Genomic DNA, 17,071 nt, shown 5'->3' on the forward strand with positions numbered 1-17,071 from the left:
TTATCTATCAAGTACTTGTGTTAACACATCTTTATGTAATAACCTCATAAGTATTATTTCTTGTTCTGAGGACATGATAGCAATTAGAAAATAAAACCCTATACCCATTTTATAGGCATTATCATTACCATGTATTTTTCTAAGCTGAGACACGTGATCCTTGTTTTTGGCTGATTTTAGCATCTCTAAGACATTTTTTACTTTTTCTTGAAGAGAAACATCTTTTACCAATTTAAAGTCTTTAGCAAATTGTTCTGAAATTTTTAGCTTCATGTTTTATCAGATGTAAATAATTCCTCCTCACTTATTGTAATAGATGAATTAGCTTTTTGCATTAAAAGTAACAGTCCAAGGTCTTCTTTTTGATCTAAAGACATTGCTTCAATTTGTTCTTTTTCCTTTTGTTCGATATACCACAGTATAGCGTCCTCCATAACTTTCTTAACACTAGAATCCTCTATTGCCGCTATTAGCTTGAGTTTAGGGATTATTTGCTCATCTATATCTATAATTTTTCTCATAGTATATATCATATATATTATATGCTAAATATATACAATAATATTTAATTTTACAATATAGAACTATGCTACTCTATATTGATGGCATCTCTTTATAAAACGGCAAATACATATCAGATCTTCGGATATGGGTATAAATGAATTATATTTGACATTATAATCACTGATTAATGAATTACATTGATATCATTTTGGGGATTCTTTTATTATGGGGATTAATAAAAGGTCTTAGTAAAGGCTTATTTGCTTCTTTAGCCTCTTTGGTTGCTCTTATTGTTGGAATATATATTGCAGTTCATTTTTCTCATATTATTGGTGGGTATCTTGGTCAATATGTAGATTGGCAAGAAGGTGCTATGAAACTTGTGGCTTTTGCCCTCACTTTTATTCTGGTTGTTATACTCGTTTCCCTTGCTGGGAAAATTTTAACCAAAATTGCTGACTATGCAGCATTAGGGATTTTGAATAAGATACTAGGAGCGGCATTTGGAGTTTTAAAAATGGCTTTTATTTCAAGCGTCATTATTATATTTATTGATGCTATCAACAGGAACATCACCATTATCAAGGAAGAAACAATCAACTCCTCATATTTATATAAACCAGTTCGTAAACTAGCTCCTATGGTATTGCCTAGTATTTTAAAAAACACCAATAACAATTCTCAAGAAAGTTAATACGATCTGTATTAGGTCTTAAGAACTTGTAGAATCTTCTTCAATTGCATTGTTTAAATAGGCAATACAGGAGTCAAAATCTTTGAATACACGATCTTCAGGTATTAAATCTGGTACTATATCAATATTTTTGGCGAGATATAATGGTTGTTGCTGGATACCAACAATATGAGTTTTAACTCCTTTTTGTTCCAGACCAAAAATAATCTCTTCTAAAGTATACACCCCGGATTGATCCATATAAGGAACTCTATCCATTCTTAAAATTACATATTTTGCTGTTTCTGGGATTTGCATTGCTAGTTGCTGAAGTTCACTTGTAGATCCAAAAAACACAGGGCCATTAAGATGTTTAATAAATATATTTTCTTTAAGTTGCTTGGGTATATTAATCTCATCTTTCCATACGCTCTCTTTCAAATTATTACCTTCCAGACCCTCAAGAGATTCTACTTTGGATTTACTTGCAGTAACATCTCCCATTTTTTTCATAAACATTAAGGAAGCAATGACCAAGCCTATACCTACAGCATAAACTAAATTCCAAAAAACCGATAAAACTAAAACAATGATCATAATAGCCACTTCAATCTTTGGCATGTGCGGCATGGCTTTAAGTCCTTTATAATCCATCACTCCAATACCCACAGTAATTAGAATTCCTGCCAAAACTGCTGCCGGAATCTGAGATGCAACTGGCCCAAGAGCCAGTAAAACTATCAGTAGTAAAACACCTGCTATCATTCCTGATAATTTTGTTTTTCCACCTGCATTAATATTTACCACGGTTCTAATTGTAGCTCCTGCTCCCGGTATTCCGCCAAAAATTGCAGCAATACTGTTCCCAATCCCTTGTCCAATTAATTCTTTATTTGGCTTATGCTTGGTTTTAGTCATATTATCTGCTATCACAGAAGTCAACAAAGAATCAATTGCCCCTAAAAAAGCAAGAGATAAGGCTGTAAAGATATATGGCGTTACGGATGATAAGCTAAATTCTGAAAATATAGATAGATTAGGTATTGGAAATCCGCTAGGTATCTCTTCTATTGGTCTATATTTTAATCCAAAACCATAGGCTACTCCAGAAACTATAACCAAGGCAACCAATGTACTAGGTATTGCGGTGGTAATGCGTTTAAAACCATAGATAATAACAATAGTAACCAGACAAAGAATAAGCTCTAAATAATTAATATTAGACAATGCATTCGGCAAACTCTTTATAGCTCCCATAACTCCTGAGGCAGCGTTGCCTGCAAGAGTCACAGCTTCAAGATAAATTTCATCATGTGATATATTCTCTGCTCTTTTAATCGTTTCTTTAAAATCCTCAAGCACAAGAATACCTTCTCCTGCTTCATCTTTTAGAATTTTATTCAAAATCACCTCTTCTGCCTGTGGTTTGAATTGATTTACAAAAGCCTCATCTTCTTTTGGATAATAACCAAAAGCAGGTAAAAGTTGTGTAATTAATATCATAACTCCAATAGCGGTCATAAAACCCGAGACCACTGGATAAGGTATATATCTGATATATTTTCCTATTCCTATTGCTCCTAGACCGATCTGAATTATTCCTACCATCAAAAATATAGTAAGAATCGCTGGTAATGCTTTTTCAACATTTCCATCATTAGCACCTATTATACCAGCAATAACCAACATACTTACTGCTGTCATTGGCGCTGTCGGACCAGAAATCTGAGTATTTGTTCCTCCAAAAAGTGAGGCAAAAAAACTAATAAAAATTGCCCCATATAAACCCGCACTAGGACCTAATCCAGAAGATACCCCAAATGCTAGTGCTAATGGTAAAGCCACTATTCCAGCTGTTAATCCCCCAAAAGCATCTCCTTTAAAATTGCTAAAAAATCCTTTCATATATTCCTTTTTACTCTTTGTCCTTATAATAATAGTAAAACTATCAAAACAAATATAAAAAAAGTCAATGCATAAAGCATTGACTTTTTTTGATAAAACTTTAAGATTTGTTGTTCTTAGAAAAAGGTGACTTTTCCGTTGCTTATATCATACATTCCACCTACGATTAATATTTCTCCATTATCTTCCATGTCTCGAAGCACTTCGCTTTCTTTTCTAATATTGTCAATAGTCATATGAACATTTTTTACTGCTACTTCATTTACAAAATCAATATTCTTAGATGTTCTTAATGAAGTATCTTCTGGTTCTACAACTGCTTTAACTGCTGGTTTAATTTTACTGATTAGTGCAGTTAGATTACCTAGTTTTGCATCATCACAAGCTCCTTTTACAGCTCCACATGCAGTATGCCCCAAAACCAACACTAATTTGGTTCCTGCTAATTTACAGGCAAATTCCATACTCCCCAAAATATCCTCATTTACAAAATTTCCTGCAACTCTTGCGCTAAAAATATCTCCAATCCCTTGATCAAAAATTAATTCTGAAGATACTCTGGAATCAATACAGCTTAAAATTGTGGCAAATGGAAACTGACCACTTTTGGTGTCTGCTACTTGTTCTAACAAGTCTCGGTCAGATTTCATTTTTTTCTGAAATCTTAAGTTTCCTTCTTTAAGCAATTCTATCGCTCCTTTTGGAGTTACCATTGCTTGTGTTTCTTTAGTATATGCTTTCATGAATATAAAAATTTACGTTTGATTTGATTTAAACTGATTTTGGCCTAAGGTTAAAAAACTGGATATAACTATCAGGGTTTTCAACAGTACCTCGCTCAGAAATTAGCTTTATATCAATATTTTTATTCTTTGCTTTTTCAGAAAAATCCTCCAAAATTTCAATAATATCATTATCCAAATATCTTGTTTTCCTTACATCAAGAGTAAGATAAGTGTCTTCTGGTAATTGATCCAGTTCTTTTAAGATTGCTCCTTTATTAAAAAAAGTAACCTCTTCTGCTAGAGTCATAACAATTTTATGTTTTCCATTACTCTTATCTTCAATGTGCAAGAAATGGGAATTTTGATAACTTTTAATTAAAATTACTACAATTCCAACCATTAATCCAAGTCCAATTCCCATCAAAAGATCTGTAAATACAATCCCTATTACAGTAACAGTAAAAGGTAAAAATTGCTTCCAGCCCAGTGCAAACATCTTTTTAAACAATGACGGCTTTGCCAATTTATATCCTACAACAAGTAATACAGAAGCCAAAACCGAAAGAGGAATCATATTAAGCAACCTAGGTATTAAAATTACTGAAATGAGTAATAAAAACCCATGAATGATTGCAGACATTTTAGATTTTCCCCCGGATTGAATATTTGCAGAACTACGAACAATTACCTGAGTAATAGGTAATCCTCCTATCATTCCTGAAATAATGTTTCCAGTTCCTTGTGCCAGTAATTCTCTATTGGTAGGTGTCACATTTTTATCCGGATCAAGCTTATCGGTAGCCTCAACGCACAATAATGTTTCTAAACTTGCCACTAAAGCTATGGTAAATGCAGTAATCCAAATGTTTGGCTGAAAAATCACTTCAAAGTTAGGAAAGCTAAATTGACCCAAAAATGACGATACATCTTCGGGTATTGGAACACTAACCAAATGATTTGAAGAGATTCCCAGACCAGAACTATCTTTAGTTAAAACATAAAAAATAATACCTACGGCTACTGCAACCAATGGTCCTTGTACCAATTGAAAAATCCTGGCTTTTTTGACTAACACTTTATCCCATAATATGAGTATCCCTAAACCTAAGGCAGCTACTAATGTAGCACCTGGACTAATAAAGTTAAAAGAATTAATTATTTCTGAAAATGTATTCTCACCATCTATCTGGAAAAATGAGAAATCTCCTTCGGGATCAGAATCATAACCAAAAAAATGAGGAATTTGCTTTAAGATTATAATAATACCAATACCAGTAAGCATTCCTTTAATTACCGAAGAAGGAAAGTAATATCCAATAATCCCTGCTCTTAATAACCCAAATACCAATTGTATTATCCCTCCCAATACGACAGCCACTAAAAAGTTTTCATATCCACCTAATTCACCTATTGATGCAAGTACAATCGCTGCCAATCCAGCAGCAGGTCCACTAACACCTATTTTGGAACCACTTAAGGCTCCCACAACAATCCCTCCAATGATTCCGGCTATCAAACCAGAAAAAAGAGGAGCTCCACTAGCTAACGCAATACCCAAACATAATGGTAACGCTACAAAAAATACTACAATACTTGCTGGTAGATCATTTTTTAAATTCTTAAAAATGTTCATATTTATATAAATTAATTGCTCTTGTTAATCAAAATGATTAAAAAAAACTTGAGTAAAATTGATTTGATGTCATTTAAAACTGAAAAGACGTATCCCTAATAATCGAAAAGCTCGATTTTAAACATATAAGTTATCGTAAATTGCTATGAATATTTAGGTGGCGGTGTCTTATGTTCTAGATATACCAAAGAATTCAAAATATAAAACTCTGGATATTGTTTTATAAATAAATCTACCAAAGTAGCTTCTTTATCATCATAAAACTGCGAAATTTTGTCTTTTTCTTTGTGATCATCCTTCTCAGAGCTTTCCTTCTCTTTTTGTTCTGAATTATCACTCTCTTCAAGCACTACAGAAGTTTTATCTTCACAAGTGTAGAAATTGAATAATCCAACACTGTAATTGGTCATACTTAAAAGAAAACCAAAAACAATTAAAATTTTAGCTATTTGAAGTTTAGTTGTCACTATACAAAATTTTAAAATACTAAAATAACAGTATTACTTTCAAAAGTTGTTAAATGAATTGTAAAATTATTTAACAAATCTAGAACTCTATCGCACAAAATAGAGAAAAAGGAATGTATAAATAAATCATATGATTCTCGTTACAAAACAAATGTATTTTTGTAGTTGATTATGGTTTTAGAAATCAAACCAAAAAGGAATGAATAGAAAACTAATTACAAAATAGTATTAAGCCATAATTATAAGTATCTTTTTGCGCACAACAGATTATATGAAACTCGCTATATGAAAAAATATACGCTAAACTCAAGAGTAATACTCTTTACTATGATATTAATTTCTGTATGGGGATGCGGAATCGATTCTTCTGTTTCTGTAATTGAATTAAATAAAAATTGGAATTTCAAATCATCCACCGATACTCAATGGAATACTGCCAGTGTTCCTGGGACAGTGCATACTGACCTTATCACTCTTGGTAAAATAGAAGATCCCTATTACCGATTAAACGAGCACAATCTACAATGGATAGATAAAGAAAATTGGGAATATCAAAGCAATTTTAAACTTTCTAAAAACGATCTTGATAAACAACATATAGAATTAGAGTTTTTAGGTCTTGATACATATAGCAAAATATATCTTAATGATTCTTTATTACTCCAAACAGATAATATGTTTAGAACATATACTAAAGATGTAAAATCACTATTAAAAATTGGAGATAATAAACTACATATTCTTTTCGATTCTCCTATAAAAAAAGGAATTAAAAAATATGATGCTTTACCCTATAAAATCCCAGTATCAGATAATGATTTGTCAAAAATAGGAAAGGTCGAAGATGAAAAACAAGTAAGTATATTTACTCGAAAGGCAGGTTATCACTTTGGATGGGATTGGGGTCCACGCCTAGTGACTTCAGGTATATGGAAACCAATAAAGCTAAAAAGTTGGAACCATCATAAAATCGAAGATTTGTTTATACAACAAAATAGTATCGATGAAAAAGCAATGTTAACTGCCAAAATTGAAGTAGATGCAGATCTCGAAAACAAAAAAACTAAAGTTGAAATTTTTGTAAACCAAGAACTTATAAAAATCGTTGACACTCAAATCGCTAATGGAAAAAATAATCTTGAAATTCCTTTTGAAATAGAAAACCCAAAATTGTGGTGGCCTAACGGGATGGGAGCACAAGTTTTATATGATGTAGAAGTAAAAATAACCGCCGGTTCTTATATAGATACAAAATCACATAAGATTGGATTAAGGACTATTGAATTGGTTCGTGAGCCTGACGCCGTAGGTTCTTCCTTTTATTTTAAAGTAAACGGTCATCCTGTATTTATGAAAGGCGCTAATTACATCCCTCAAGATGTATTTTTAACCAGAGCCAAAAAAGAAAATTACATCCATATTTTATCATCAGCCAAAGAAGCGAATATGAATATGTTACGCGTATGGGGAGGTGGTATTTATGAAAACGATGAATTCTATGAATTATGTGACGAAATGGGACTCTTGGTTTGGCAAGATTTTATGTTTGCTTGTGCAATGTTTCCTGGAGATTCATCTTTTTTAGACAATGTTAAACAGGAAGCCATAGACAATGTAAAAAGACTAAGGAATCATACTTCTATAGCGTTATGGTGTGGAAATAATGAAATTCTTTCTGCCTGGGAAAACTGGGGTTGGAAAAATAAAGTAATTGAAGAACAATCAAAAGAAGTTGCTGATACCATTTGGAAAGCATATGATGATATATTTCATAATGTTCTTCCAGAAGTAGTTAATATGTATGATAACAATCGCGCATATTGGCCATCTTCTCCCGGTAGTGATTTTGGAGAAAAAGAATCTTTTGAAAAAGGAGATGCGCATTATTGGAAAGTTTGGTGGGGTAAGGAACCTTTTGATAATTATAATACTGCGGTTCCTCGTTTTATGTCTGAATATGGTTTTCAATCCTTTCCCGAATTAACAACAGTAGAAAAGTATACACTTCCAGAAGATCATGATGTGTATTCTGACGTGATGAAATCTCATCAAAGATCAAGTATCGGAAATGAAACTATAGAAGAATATATGCTTAGACATTATAAGAAACCCAAAGATTTTGCAAGTTTCTTATATGTTAGTCAACTATTACAAGCTCATGGGATAAAAGTGGGAATCGAAGCGCATAGAAGAAACAGAGATCGATGCATGGGAAGTCTTTACTGGCAAATTAATGACTGTTGGCCAGTAGCATCATGGTCAAGTATCGATTACTACGGAAAATGGAAAGCATTGCATTATACTGCCAAAAAATCTTTCCAAAACATATTAATTAGCTATGAAAATAAAAAAGATACTATAAATGTATTTGTTGTTTCTGACTCCTTAAAAAGTGTTCCTGCACTATTGAATATACGTTTACTGGATTTTGACGGGAATCAAATCAAAGAATGGAAGAAACAGCTTACTATTGATGAAAATCAATCTAAAAAATATCTGACAATATTAAAAAATGATTTTCTAAAAGAAGCATCTCATAACAATGTGGTATTGCATACCGAATTATTAGTTAATGAGCATATTTTATCTGAAAACACATTATATCTATCTCCTTATAAATCACTTGATTTTCCAGATCCTAATCTAAGTTATTCTATTACTGAAGACAAGGACCATTTTAAAGTACTGCTCAAAACCCAAAAAATAGCAAAAGATGTTTTTCTTTCTTCGGATTCTAATGCCAACTTCTCTGATAATTATTTTGATATGCTTCCCAATACCGAGAAGAGGATACATATTAAGAAAAGTGATCTAGAAACTCTTGAGTCTTTTAAAAATACCTTTAAAGTAATGACGCTGATCGATAGTTATAAAAGAATAAACCATGATAATAATATAGCGAACCACTAACGACTATTTTATTTAAATTAATAACCCATAGTTCTTTTTTATTTTTTTTAGTAGGGTATTTTTAGCTTCATCTGTTTTAGGAAAAAGAAATATATTATGAAGACTATGCTTATTTGTGTTTTTGCTTTCTTTAGTTTTTTATCTAGTATTGCTCAAAACACTAATACCAATAATGGTTTTGGAAATTTCAAAAACAACGTTTACCAAAGCAAAAACTTTACGAATTTTGTTAATGCTAACCATTATAATGCTACCAATTATACTTTTGGTTCATCAACAGGTTTTTATATGCACCATGATGACTACTTTCCTCCCGTATTAAGTCAGCAAATAACATCTAACATCTTAGTAGGGTTCGATACTAATGTAGCATGTCTAAATCCTGCAGCTTCTATCATGTTGACTTCGGGTAGTCAAAACACAGCCTATCAATTTTCAACAACCGAAATAGTAGTTGGAAGTGTTATTCAGGTATTAGAAATATTAAGTTGTTTTTAGATTCTAAACTGATTTACTAATAGTGCTTTCCATAAAAACAGCTAATGTAATTATACTTTCATCCCTTTAATGAGAAAACTTGATCGAATGGATTCTTCTTTAAGGTGTAAAAAATCTTTTCTTCGTTCATCTTTGGCAAAATTTACAAAGTCAGATTCAGATTCAAATGACAAGAAATGAATTTCATATGGTAATTCATCTTCGTGAGAAATAAAAGATTCTTTAGTCGGCCTAAGTCGATAAATTAATTTCCCTTTATAATCCTTCAATAACGGGATTGCTAACTCTTCAAATTGATGAAAAACCTCTTCTTTTCCGTCTTTTACAAAAATCATCATTGTCAAATAAATCATATTTTAAGTCGGTTTAAATCTTTTCCTTAGTTGAATACAGAAGCACACCAACTAGCAAGCACACTATAACAAAATAGTAATTTATTTTTATCTAGAGCAAGTATAAGGGTTTTGAAGGGTCTTTATAATTCTTTTAAATCTGTTGCAGGTATCCATCCGATTTTTCCATCGGCCAGTTTAATTTTTTTCCAATCATTCACTGTCTCGGTGACCTGTACCTTGGTTCCTTCGTGAAGCTCAAAAACTTCCTCACTTCTTAAATTTGGTTCACTTTTGATCGTAGTTTCCTGAGCAAAAATAATGGCAAATTGATTGTTTTTATTAAAATTATACTGTTTAAAGGCAAAAAAGACTGCAAATAGACTAAAGACTAACAATAACCACGAACTCGCAAAGAATAATCGTTTTTTGGAAGATATATGAGTAGTATAGTACAAGATAAATAAAATTACAAACAAGACAACGCAAATTACAGAAAACCATGCCCATCGATCGAAGCTAAACATATTAGTAAACTTCTTAATTATTTTCGAAATAAAACCCTCAGGAATTATATCTATAGCATCTATGGTTGCTTTTTGCGCAAACGCAAGATTGTTCTTAATATCATCATCATTAGGCTTTAATTTTAGTGCTTTTTCATAATAAAAAATACTAAACCCAATATTACTTAATTTATAATGGGCATTACCCAGATTATAATATAGAGAGGCTGATTCCTGACCAGTATCCAAAATTGTTTTATACGCATCGATTGCCTCTTGATACTTCTCTTGATTATATAGTGAGTTACCTCTCTGAAAGGCCTCTTCATCCTGAGCAAGCCCAGATGTAATGATTAAAAAAATTAGTATTTCGACTATCCTTTTCATCTTCATGCCTGTTTATAATTGTTTATCTATGGTTGCAATTACTCTAGAAGCCTTATCATAATCTTGTTGCATTGCCGAGGTAGAGGATGGCGTATATCTAGCAAACTCACAACTTTCCAGTAATGCAATAAATTCTATAGTAATGGTATCTTCTACACCACGTTCTTTGAGCAATCGTTGTATACGTTCTTTACTCATTTCACTGGTCTGTATATGTAATTTTGCTTTTAGATAGTTATGTAATGCCCGTTCCATAGCAATATAAAACTCCTTTTGATTCCCCAAATTCTTTCTAGCTTCTGAAAGGTATTTACGAGCCAGTTTATCTGCTTTACGAACCCTGTTTCCGCTTACATCACTTAGTCTTTCTTGTCTCTTTTTTCCAAAGAAAAGAAATAAAGGAATAGCTAATAATGGAGCAGTTAATGATAACCAGTACGCGGTAGATTTAAAAAAGTATTCTTTTTTAATAGGTTGAAGGTTTGCATTTAATTTTAGAAATCTAAACTGGCTTCCTGTTTGGGTTACAAGTTTTTTATTTGTGCTACCTTCTGATTCAGAAGTAACCACAGTATTTCCTCCATCAGGGCCATTTTTTACACTAATTACGATTTCATCTGATGAAATTCGTTTATAGGTTTCTGTTTTAAGATCGAAATAAGAAAATGAAATTGAAGGTATCGGATATTTACCTTTATACTGAGGTACCAAAGTATAGGTATCTGATATATCACCTGCCATCCCAGTTAGATTGGTACGAACTCTTTCATTATGCTGAGGTTCATATTGTTCTAATCCATTAGGTACATTAAGTTTTGGCAAATCAAAAAGCTTTAGATTCCCATTTCCTGAAACCGATACTTTAGCATCTAATGATTCTGTAGCATCTAATTCTTTTTTATTCGTTGTTACCTTAAAGTTAAATGATCCAACTGCTCCAGAAAAATCATCTGGTTTTCCTTGTGTTGGTAATGATTTTACATTAATTGTTCTATTTCCTGCTGCAACAGTTTTATTCACTGTGGTATACAATCTACCTCCAAAAATATCTCTTCTCTTTGTTGGTACATCTACAGAAACTGTTAAAGTAAGAGGTTCTATGTTTAATTTACCTGTCTTTTGAGGATATAATACTGTTTTACGCAGGATTACATATCGATATGGTTCTCCCTTATATTCTCCGTTTTCGATTTTAAGCTGTTTCATATCAATAGCTTGACTCCAAAAATCACTATACTTTGGGCTATCTAACTCTCTCCAGTTACTCACACTAATTCTTGGACTAACATATAGTTTATATACCACTGTTATTGCCTCGTTAAGATATGGATTTGCTTTAGACACCTCTGCAATAAGATGTAAATTCTCACTGGCAACAAAGTCTGTGTCATTACCGTCTTTGGGTTTATCTACCGCACCAGTTACCTCAATTTTTAAGGGCAAGGTTTTATACGTTTGCCCATCTATTTCTATAGTTGCCTGCTTTATAGTAAAGCTCCCTCTACGCGTAGGTTCAAGAAAATAACTAAACGTTTTGGCATATGATCTTTTACCATTAATCCAAGAATTACTAATTGATTGATTAGGTCCACCCACCACTGTAAAACCAGAAAAAGAAGGAGGTGTAAAATTATCTCCATCTTTATTCATTTCAAAATCCACTCGTAACCTTTCATTTACACCCAACTTTTTCTTGCTTACTTTCGCCTCAAATTTTACCTGGCCCAAAGCAAGATGCATTGTGCTTAGAAATAGCGTTAGAAAAATTAGTTTTAACTTCATTTTTTACTTGTTTCTTCTCTGGCCAAAAAGGCCTTTTCTATATTTTTACCAATCTTTATCTGTTCTGGTCTTTGCTCCTTTTACTTTCTTGGCATTGATCTTGTCCTGCACCTTCTTTTCCTGATTATTCATGGCTTCTAGCAAGCTCTTAACACGTTCTGGTGATAACTGTCCTTGAGGGCGTGGTTGTGCTTGCTCATCCTTTGGTTTTCCTTGCTCATCTTTTTGATCTTCTCCCTTATCCTTTTTATCATCCTTAGGTTCACCTTTTTCATCTTTCTCTTTATCACCTTCATTTTCTTTTTCCTCATCACCTTTATCACCTTTATCCTTTTTGTCATCCTTAGGATCTCCCTTTTCATCTTTGTCCTTTTCTCCTTCATCACCTTTCTCGTCCTTTTTATCGTCTCCTTCTTTTTTATCTTTATTATCGTCCTTCTTGTCTTTGTCTTTATCTTTATCTTTGTCCTTATTCTTCTCGTCTTCTTTCTGTTGCTGTTCCAACATTTTCTTTGCTAACGCAAGATTATATCTAGTTTCATCATCTTTTGGATTGCTTCTCAGTGCATTTTTATACGCTTCTACTGCTTCTTTATATTTTTTCTGCTCCATATAGGTGTTCCCCTGATTATGGAATGCTTTGTGCTTCTCTGATTTGGCCGTTGCCACCTTCGCCGCTTCTGTATAACGTACAGTCGCTTCATCATATTTTTCAGAAGTATAATATGCATTTGCCAGATTATACTTTGCAGTAGGATCTACTGGGTTTTTAGCAATGGCTTTTCTATACTCTCCTTCTGCTTCAGGAAAATTACCATCATTTACCAACACTTTATTACCCGTAGCAATAAACTGATTTGCTTCATTAATAGTTTTTTCACGGTTTTCTTCCTGAGAAAAAATTATCCCAAACTGAAAACATAATATAATACTTAAAACCTTCTTCATAACTCACTATTGTTCGTTGAACAGATTTAATTTTTTAACCCAAGATGTCTTTCTTTCTAATAAGAAAATATCTAAAAACAATAATAACAACCCTGCTCCCAGAAACCACTGAAATTGATCTTTAAAATCTGCAAATTGTTTGGCTTCGAATTCTTTTTTGTCCATGTTTTGAAGAATTTCGGTCACCTCTTCTACAACTTGCTTTGTATTTCTACCCTCAATATATACACCATTTGCCTCATTAGCAATTTCTTGCAATGTTGTTTTATTTAGCTTGGTTATCACAGTAGCTCCTTCACTATTTTTCTTATAGCTTTGCACAATACTATTCCGTTTTATAGGAATTGGTCCTCCTTTTTCAGATCCCACACCAATGGTGAAAATCTTAATACCTTCTTTGGCTGCTTCTTCTGCTATAACTTTTACATTACCCTGATGATCTTCCCCATCACTTACAATAAACAGCACTCTATTGGTTTGTTCTTCGTCGTTATAATACGTCTTTGCTAACTCTATCGCTTCATAAATAGCAGTTCCCTGAGAAGAAAGCATATCGGTATTCATCGATTGTAAAAACATCTTACCAGCAGCATAATCTGTTGTAATTGGTAATTGAGGAAATGCACTTGCAGCATACGCAATAATACCGATACGATCACTCGCCAAATTATTAATAATCTGAGTTACCAATTGTTTTGATTTCTCTAACCTGTTAGGAGCAATATCCTCTGCTAACATACTTTTTGACACATCCAGTGCAAAAACAACATCCACTCCTTCCCTTTTTACTGTTTCTAATTTGGTACCTACCTTTGGATTGACTAAAGCAATAATCATACATACCAAAGCTAGACTAATCACTATTATTTTTAAAACAGACTTGAAAGTAGATTGATTTGGACTTAGTTTTTTAAGCAATGCTAAATCTGCAAACCTTTTCTGTGTTGTTTTTTTCCACACTAAAACACCTAAAAACAAAATAATTAGTACCGGAACACCCAGTAATAACCATAAATATATTTTCTCTTCTAATAAATACATATTCTTTATACTAAATCTGCACTTTAAAACAAGTACACTTCAACAACCCTTCAACAAACTCAGTGCGAAAGTTTAATATGACCAAACATTAGATAAAACTTCTAAACACTGTATATCGAAGTAAAAACTCTATAAAAATCAGAAACCCAGCCAGCAAAACAAGCGACCTAAATTTTTCTTCATAATTATAAAATTTGAACTCTTCTATATCTGTCTTTTCTAATTTATCAATTTCTTCGTAAATCTGTTCTAACTTTTTGTTATTTGTTGCTCTAAAATATTTACCTCCTGTAGCCTTGGCAATTTCTTTTAATAAATCTTCATCAATTTCTACCTGTACTCTCCCATATTGAAAAGATCCATTGGGTAACATTGCAACCGGTGCAAGAGCCATCCCATTGGTACCAATACCAATCGTATAAGTTTTTATTCCATATTCTACTGCTAATTCTGAAGCAATTTTAGGATCTATAAAACCTGCATTATTAGAACCATCGGTAAGTAAAATAATTACTTTACTTTTAGCTTTACTATCTTTTAATCTATTCACAGAGGTTGCTAACCCCATTCCTATTGCTGTACCATTTTCTAAAACATTATCATATTTTACATCTTTCATACTACTTAGTACAATGGATTTGTCGCTAGTAATCGGTGTTTTAGTAAAGCTTTCTCCTGCATAGACTACCAACCCTATACGATCATTAGGCCTATCTTTTATAAATTCTGCTGCTACCTCTTTGAGCGCTTCTAATCGGTTTGGTCTAAGATCTTTTGCAAGCATACTTGCCGATACATCAATAGACATTACAATATCAATACCTTTGGTTGTTTTGGTTTTTGTAGATACGTCTACCGTTCTGGGTCTGGCCAAAGCAGTAATGATTAGTGACAACGCAATTAATCGAATTACAAATAACAATGGTTTAAGCTTAGTCAACCAACTTCCTGAAGTTTTAAACCCTTTAATACTTGAAATTTTTAACGCTGCCTGTTGCTTATTTCGTTTCCAAACATACCATGCTATTGCCAGCGGAAGTAATAAAAACAACCAAAAAAACTGTGGATTCTCGAATGTAAAATTTTCAAACATCGTTATTTGGCATTTCTAAGTTCAACAGAATTAATAATTCGTTCGGCAACATCTTTTGCATAGCGATCTTCAATATCATATACCAAAGTGATCTGCTGGAATCCTCCATTTTCTGCAAAATTCAACATCAGATAATCATTTTTTTGTTTCTTTTTGGTTACAGGGTTTACTATTTCCAGGCTTCCGAATACTTTCACTCCTTTTGCTCCACCCAAAGTCTCATACTCTTCGTCCTTTACAGAAATGTTCTTAGCTCCTAAGGCTTCAAAACTACCTACTACTCCTTCTACCACTTTATCTAATTTTACTTCTGTAGGCTGGTTATATTGAATTGTAGTTACTACAACATAAAAGTTTCCTATTAAACTTCCGTATATAAAAGTTTCGTTTCCTTTAAGAATTTGCTTTTGCTCATCAGACATTTGATATGCATTACGAATAAGCACTTTTGGTGTTGTAATTGTAACGGGAGGAGCACCGTATCCACTTGTAATCCATTCACTCTCTGCTAATTCTTTTGTAGGGTGACCAACTAATGTATCTTTAACTACATCATAACCTTTAACCAATATAAAAATGAGTAGTGTTATGGCTACCACAGCTACTCCTCCTAAACTCCCGAAAATAATTTTCTTCTTGCGTTTTCTTTCAGCAACTGCTTTTCTATATTCTTCATCTGCTAATAGCTCCTCTTCTGTTGGTTCTGGTATTGCACTCTTTGTTTTATGAATTACCTGTTCGATAACATTACGATCTGCTTTTGCGGTAATCACATCAGGTTTGGATTTGGCAAATTTTGCCATATCAGCAGTTTTTAAAACATTCTTAAGGTCTTCAACTGTATTTTTGTCCAAATTAAGACTACCCGATTTAATCTCTTCATCAAGTCGAGCTATCAATTCATCGGTAGTACTTTCCATTGCATGGTCATACACTTCTTCATCTATATATTTACGAGCAGTATCACTTAACTGCGAATAATATTCTTTATGCGAATCTTTTTCTAACAAATGAGACTCATCAATTCTCTGAAGTGCCAATATTGCTCTTTCATAGGCCGGTAACTCATCTTCTTTATTTGCTGCACGTTTTTTTCTTCTAAACACAAAAAAAGCAATCACTCCTAATAGAAGTAATGGAATACCGATCCATAAAAGCCATTTCTTCCAATTAAAAGTAAACTTAGCATCTACATCTACCAGAGGTTTAATTTCGTACATTTTTTGCTTGGTTGTATCTACCAAAACATCCCGAACTTCTACTTTAAGAGAGTCTGTAAAGAAAACCTGATCTCCTACCATTACTTTTTGTCTCGGTATGGTATAGTGACCAGAATCGAATTGAGTTAATCCATATTCTTTAACCAGATTAAATCGTTTTCCATTTCTGGAAGTATCTATTTTTTGAGATTCGATTACTTCGAGTGGTGTAAAAGTTTGCCCTTCTGGGAAAACAACAATTTGAGTTGAGTCTACTTCAACCTGCATTCTATATCGAATCTCGTCTCCAATATCTATTGTGGTAGAATCGATCGTTGCTGAAACCTGTGCGCTCCCCTTAAACCCTATAATCAGGAAGAAAAATACTAGAAAAAACTTTCCTACCTCATTTTTGTTCGCACACAACCATGGTCGTGACGCACTAAAAAGCGGAATAGAAAATCTCAT

16 protein-coding genes are annotated in these 17,071 nt (G+C 32.9%); 3 read left to right on the forward strand and 13 right to left on the reverse strand.

Annotated elements, in window-relative coordinates:
- Together DK442_RS11910 and DK442_RS11915 are read right to left on the reverse strand one after the other, a co-directional pair.
- Positions 1–273: a hypothetical protein gene (locus tag DK442_RS11910; RefSeq protein WP_109436108.1), complete on the reverse strand. Its 273-nt coding sequence runs from the start codon at positions 271–273 to the stop codon at positions 1–3.
- The gene (locus DK442_RS11915) at positions 270–521 is read right to left on the reverse strand and encodes a hypothetical protein (RefSeq protein WP_109436444.1); all 252 of its coding nucleotides are present in this window, start codon (positions 519–521) and stop codon (positions 270–272) included. The genes DK442_RS11910 and DK442_RS11915 overlap by 4 nt, the downstream gene beginning before the upstream one ends.
- A gap of 170 nt (positions 522–691) precedes the next feature.
- On the opposite strand from DK442_RS11915, the gene DK442_RS11920 reads away from it, so the two are divergent.
- On the forward strand, positions 692–1,198 hold the full coding sequence (locus DK442_RS11920) for a CvpA family protein (protein ID WP_109436109.1): 507 nt from the start codon (positions 692–694) through the stop codon (positions 1,196–1,198).
- 18 nt (positions 1,199–1,216) lie between these two features.
- On the opposite strand, the gene DK442_RS11925 is transcribed toward DK442_RS11920, so the two are convergent.
- The 4 genes from DK442_RS11925 to DK442_RS11940 all read right to left on the reverse strand — a co-directional run bounded on the left by DK442_RS11925 (position 1,217) and on the right by DK442_RS11940 (position 5,907).
- Complete coding sequence (locus DK442_RS11925) at positions 1,217–3,082, reverse strand: SulP family inorganic anion transporter (protein ID WP_109436110.1); 1,866 nt, start codon at positions 3,080–3,082, stop codon at positions 1,217–1,219.
- A 116-nt stretch (positions 3,083–3,198) separates the two neighbouring features.
- Positions 3,199–3,825: a carbonic anhydrase family protein gene (locus DK442_RS11930; RefSeq protein ID WP_109436111.1), complete on the reverse strand. Its 627-nt coding sequence runs from the start codon at positions 3,823–3,825 to the stop codon at positions 3,199–3,201.
- A 28-nt stretch (positions 3,826–3,853) separates the two neighbouring features.
- Positions 3,854–5,434 carry a SulP family inorganic anion transporter gene (locus DK442_RS11935; RefSeq protein ID WP_109436445.1) on the reverse strand — a complete coding sequence of 527 codons (1,581 nt, stop codon included), beginning with the start codon at positions 5,432–5,434 and terminating at the stop codon, positions 3,854–3,856.
- Positions 5,435–5,583: 149 nt separating this feature from the next.
- On the reverse strand, positions 5,584–5,907 hold the full coding sequence (locus DK442_RS11940) for a hypothetical protein (protein WP_109436112.1): 324 nt from the start codon (positions 5,905–5,907) through the stop codon (positions 5,584–5,586).
- Between the two features lie 285 nt (positions 5,908–6,192).
- On the opposite strand from DK442_RS11940, the gene DK442_RS11945 reads away from it, so the two are divergent.
- Positions 6,193–8,817 (forward strand): glycoside hydrolase family 2 protein, encoded by a 2,625-nt coding sequence (locus tag DK442_RS11945; RefSeq protein ID WP_109436113.1) that lies wholly within the window; start codon positions 6,193–6,195, stop codon positions 8,815–8,817.
- Positions 8,818–8,913: 96 nt separating this feature from the next.
- Entirely contained in the window at positions 8,914–9,315 is a 402-nt protein-coding gene (locus DK442_RS11950; protein WP_109436114.1) for a hypothetical protein, read from the forward strand.
- Between the two features lie 50 nt (positions 9,316–9,365).
- On the opposite strand, the gene DK442_RS11955 is transcribed toward DK442_RS11950, so the two are convergent.
- The 7 genes from DK442_RS11955 to DK442_RS11985 all read right to left on the reverse strand — a co-directional run bounded on the left by DK442_RS11955 (position 9,366) and on the right by DK442_RS11985 (position 17,071).
- Positions 9,366–9,668 (reverse strand): DUF1330 domain-containing protein, encoded by a 303-nt coding sequence (locus DK442_RS11955; protein ID WP_109436115.1) that lies wholly within the window; start codon positions 9,666–9,668, stop codon positions 9,366–9,368.
- A gap of 122 nt (positions 9,669–9,790) precedes the next feature.
- Positions 9,791–10,540, reverse strand: a complete 750-nt coding sequence (locus DK442_RS11960; RefSeq protein ID WP_109436446.1) for a tetratricopeptide repeat protein — start codon at positions 10,538–10,540, stop codon at positions 9,791–9,793.
- 12 nt (positions 10,541–10,552) lie between these two features.
- Positions 10,553–12,322: a BatD family protein gene (locus DK442_RS11965; protein WP_109436116.1), complete on the reverse strand. Its 1,770-nt coding sequence runs from the start codon at positions 12,320–12,322 to the stop codon at positions 10,553–10,555.
- 45 nt (positions 12,323–12,367) lie between these two features.
- A complete protein-coding gene (locus DK442_RS11970; RefSeq protein ID WP_109436117.1) occupies positions 12,368–13,270 on the reverse strand; it encodes a tetratricopeptide repeat protein in 903 nt (300 codons plus the stop codon).
- A gap of 6 nt (positions 13,271–13,276) precedes the next feature.
- The gene (locus tag DK442_RS11975) at positions 13,277–14,311 is read right to left on the reverse strand and encodes a VWA domain-containing protein (RefSeq protein ID WP_109436118.1); all 1,035 of its coding nucleotides are present in this window, start codon (positions 14,309–14,311) and stop codon (positions 13,277–13,279) included.
- 88 nt (positions 14,312–14,399) lie between these two features.
- On the reverse strand, positions 14,400–15,404 hold the full coding sequence (locus tag DK442_RS11980) for a VWA domain-containing protein (protein WP_109436119.1): 1,005 nt from the start codon (positions 15,402–15,404) through the stop codon (positions 14,400–14,402).
- 2 nt (positions 15,405–15,406) lie between these two features.
- A complete protein-coding gene (locus DK442_RS11985) occupies positions 15,407–17,071 on the reverse strand; it encodes an LPXTG cell wall anchor domain-containing protein (protein ID WP_160114146.1) in 1,665 nt (554 codons plus the stop codon).

Origin of the sequence: Aquimarina sp. AU119 (genome assembly GCF_900312735.1) — a bacterium.
GTDB classification, from domain to species: domain Bacteria; phylum Bacteroidota; class Bacteroidia; order Flavobacteriales; family Flavobacteriaceae; genus Aquimarina; species Aquimarina algiphila.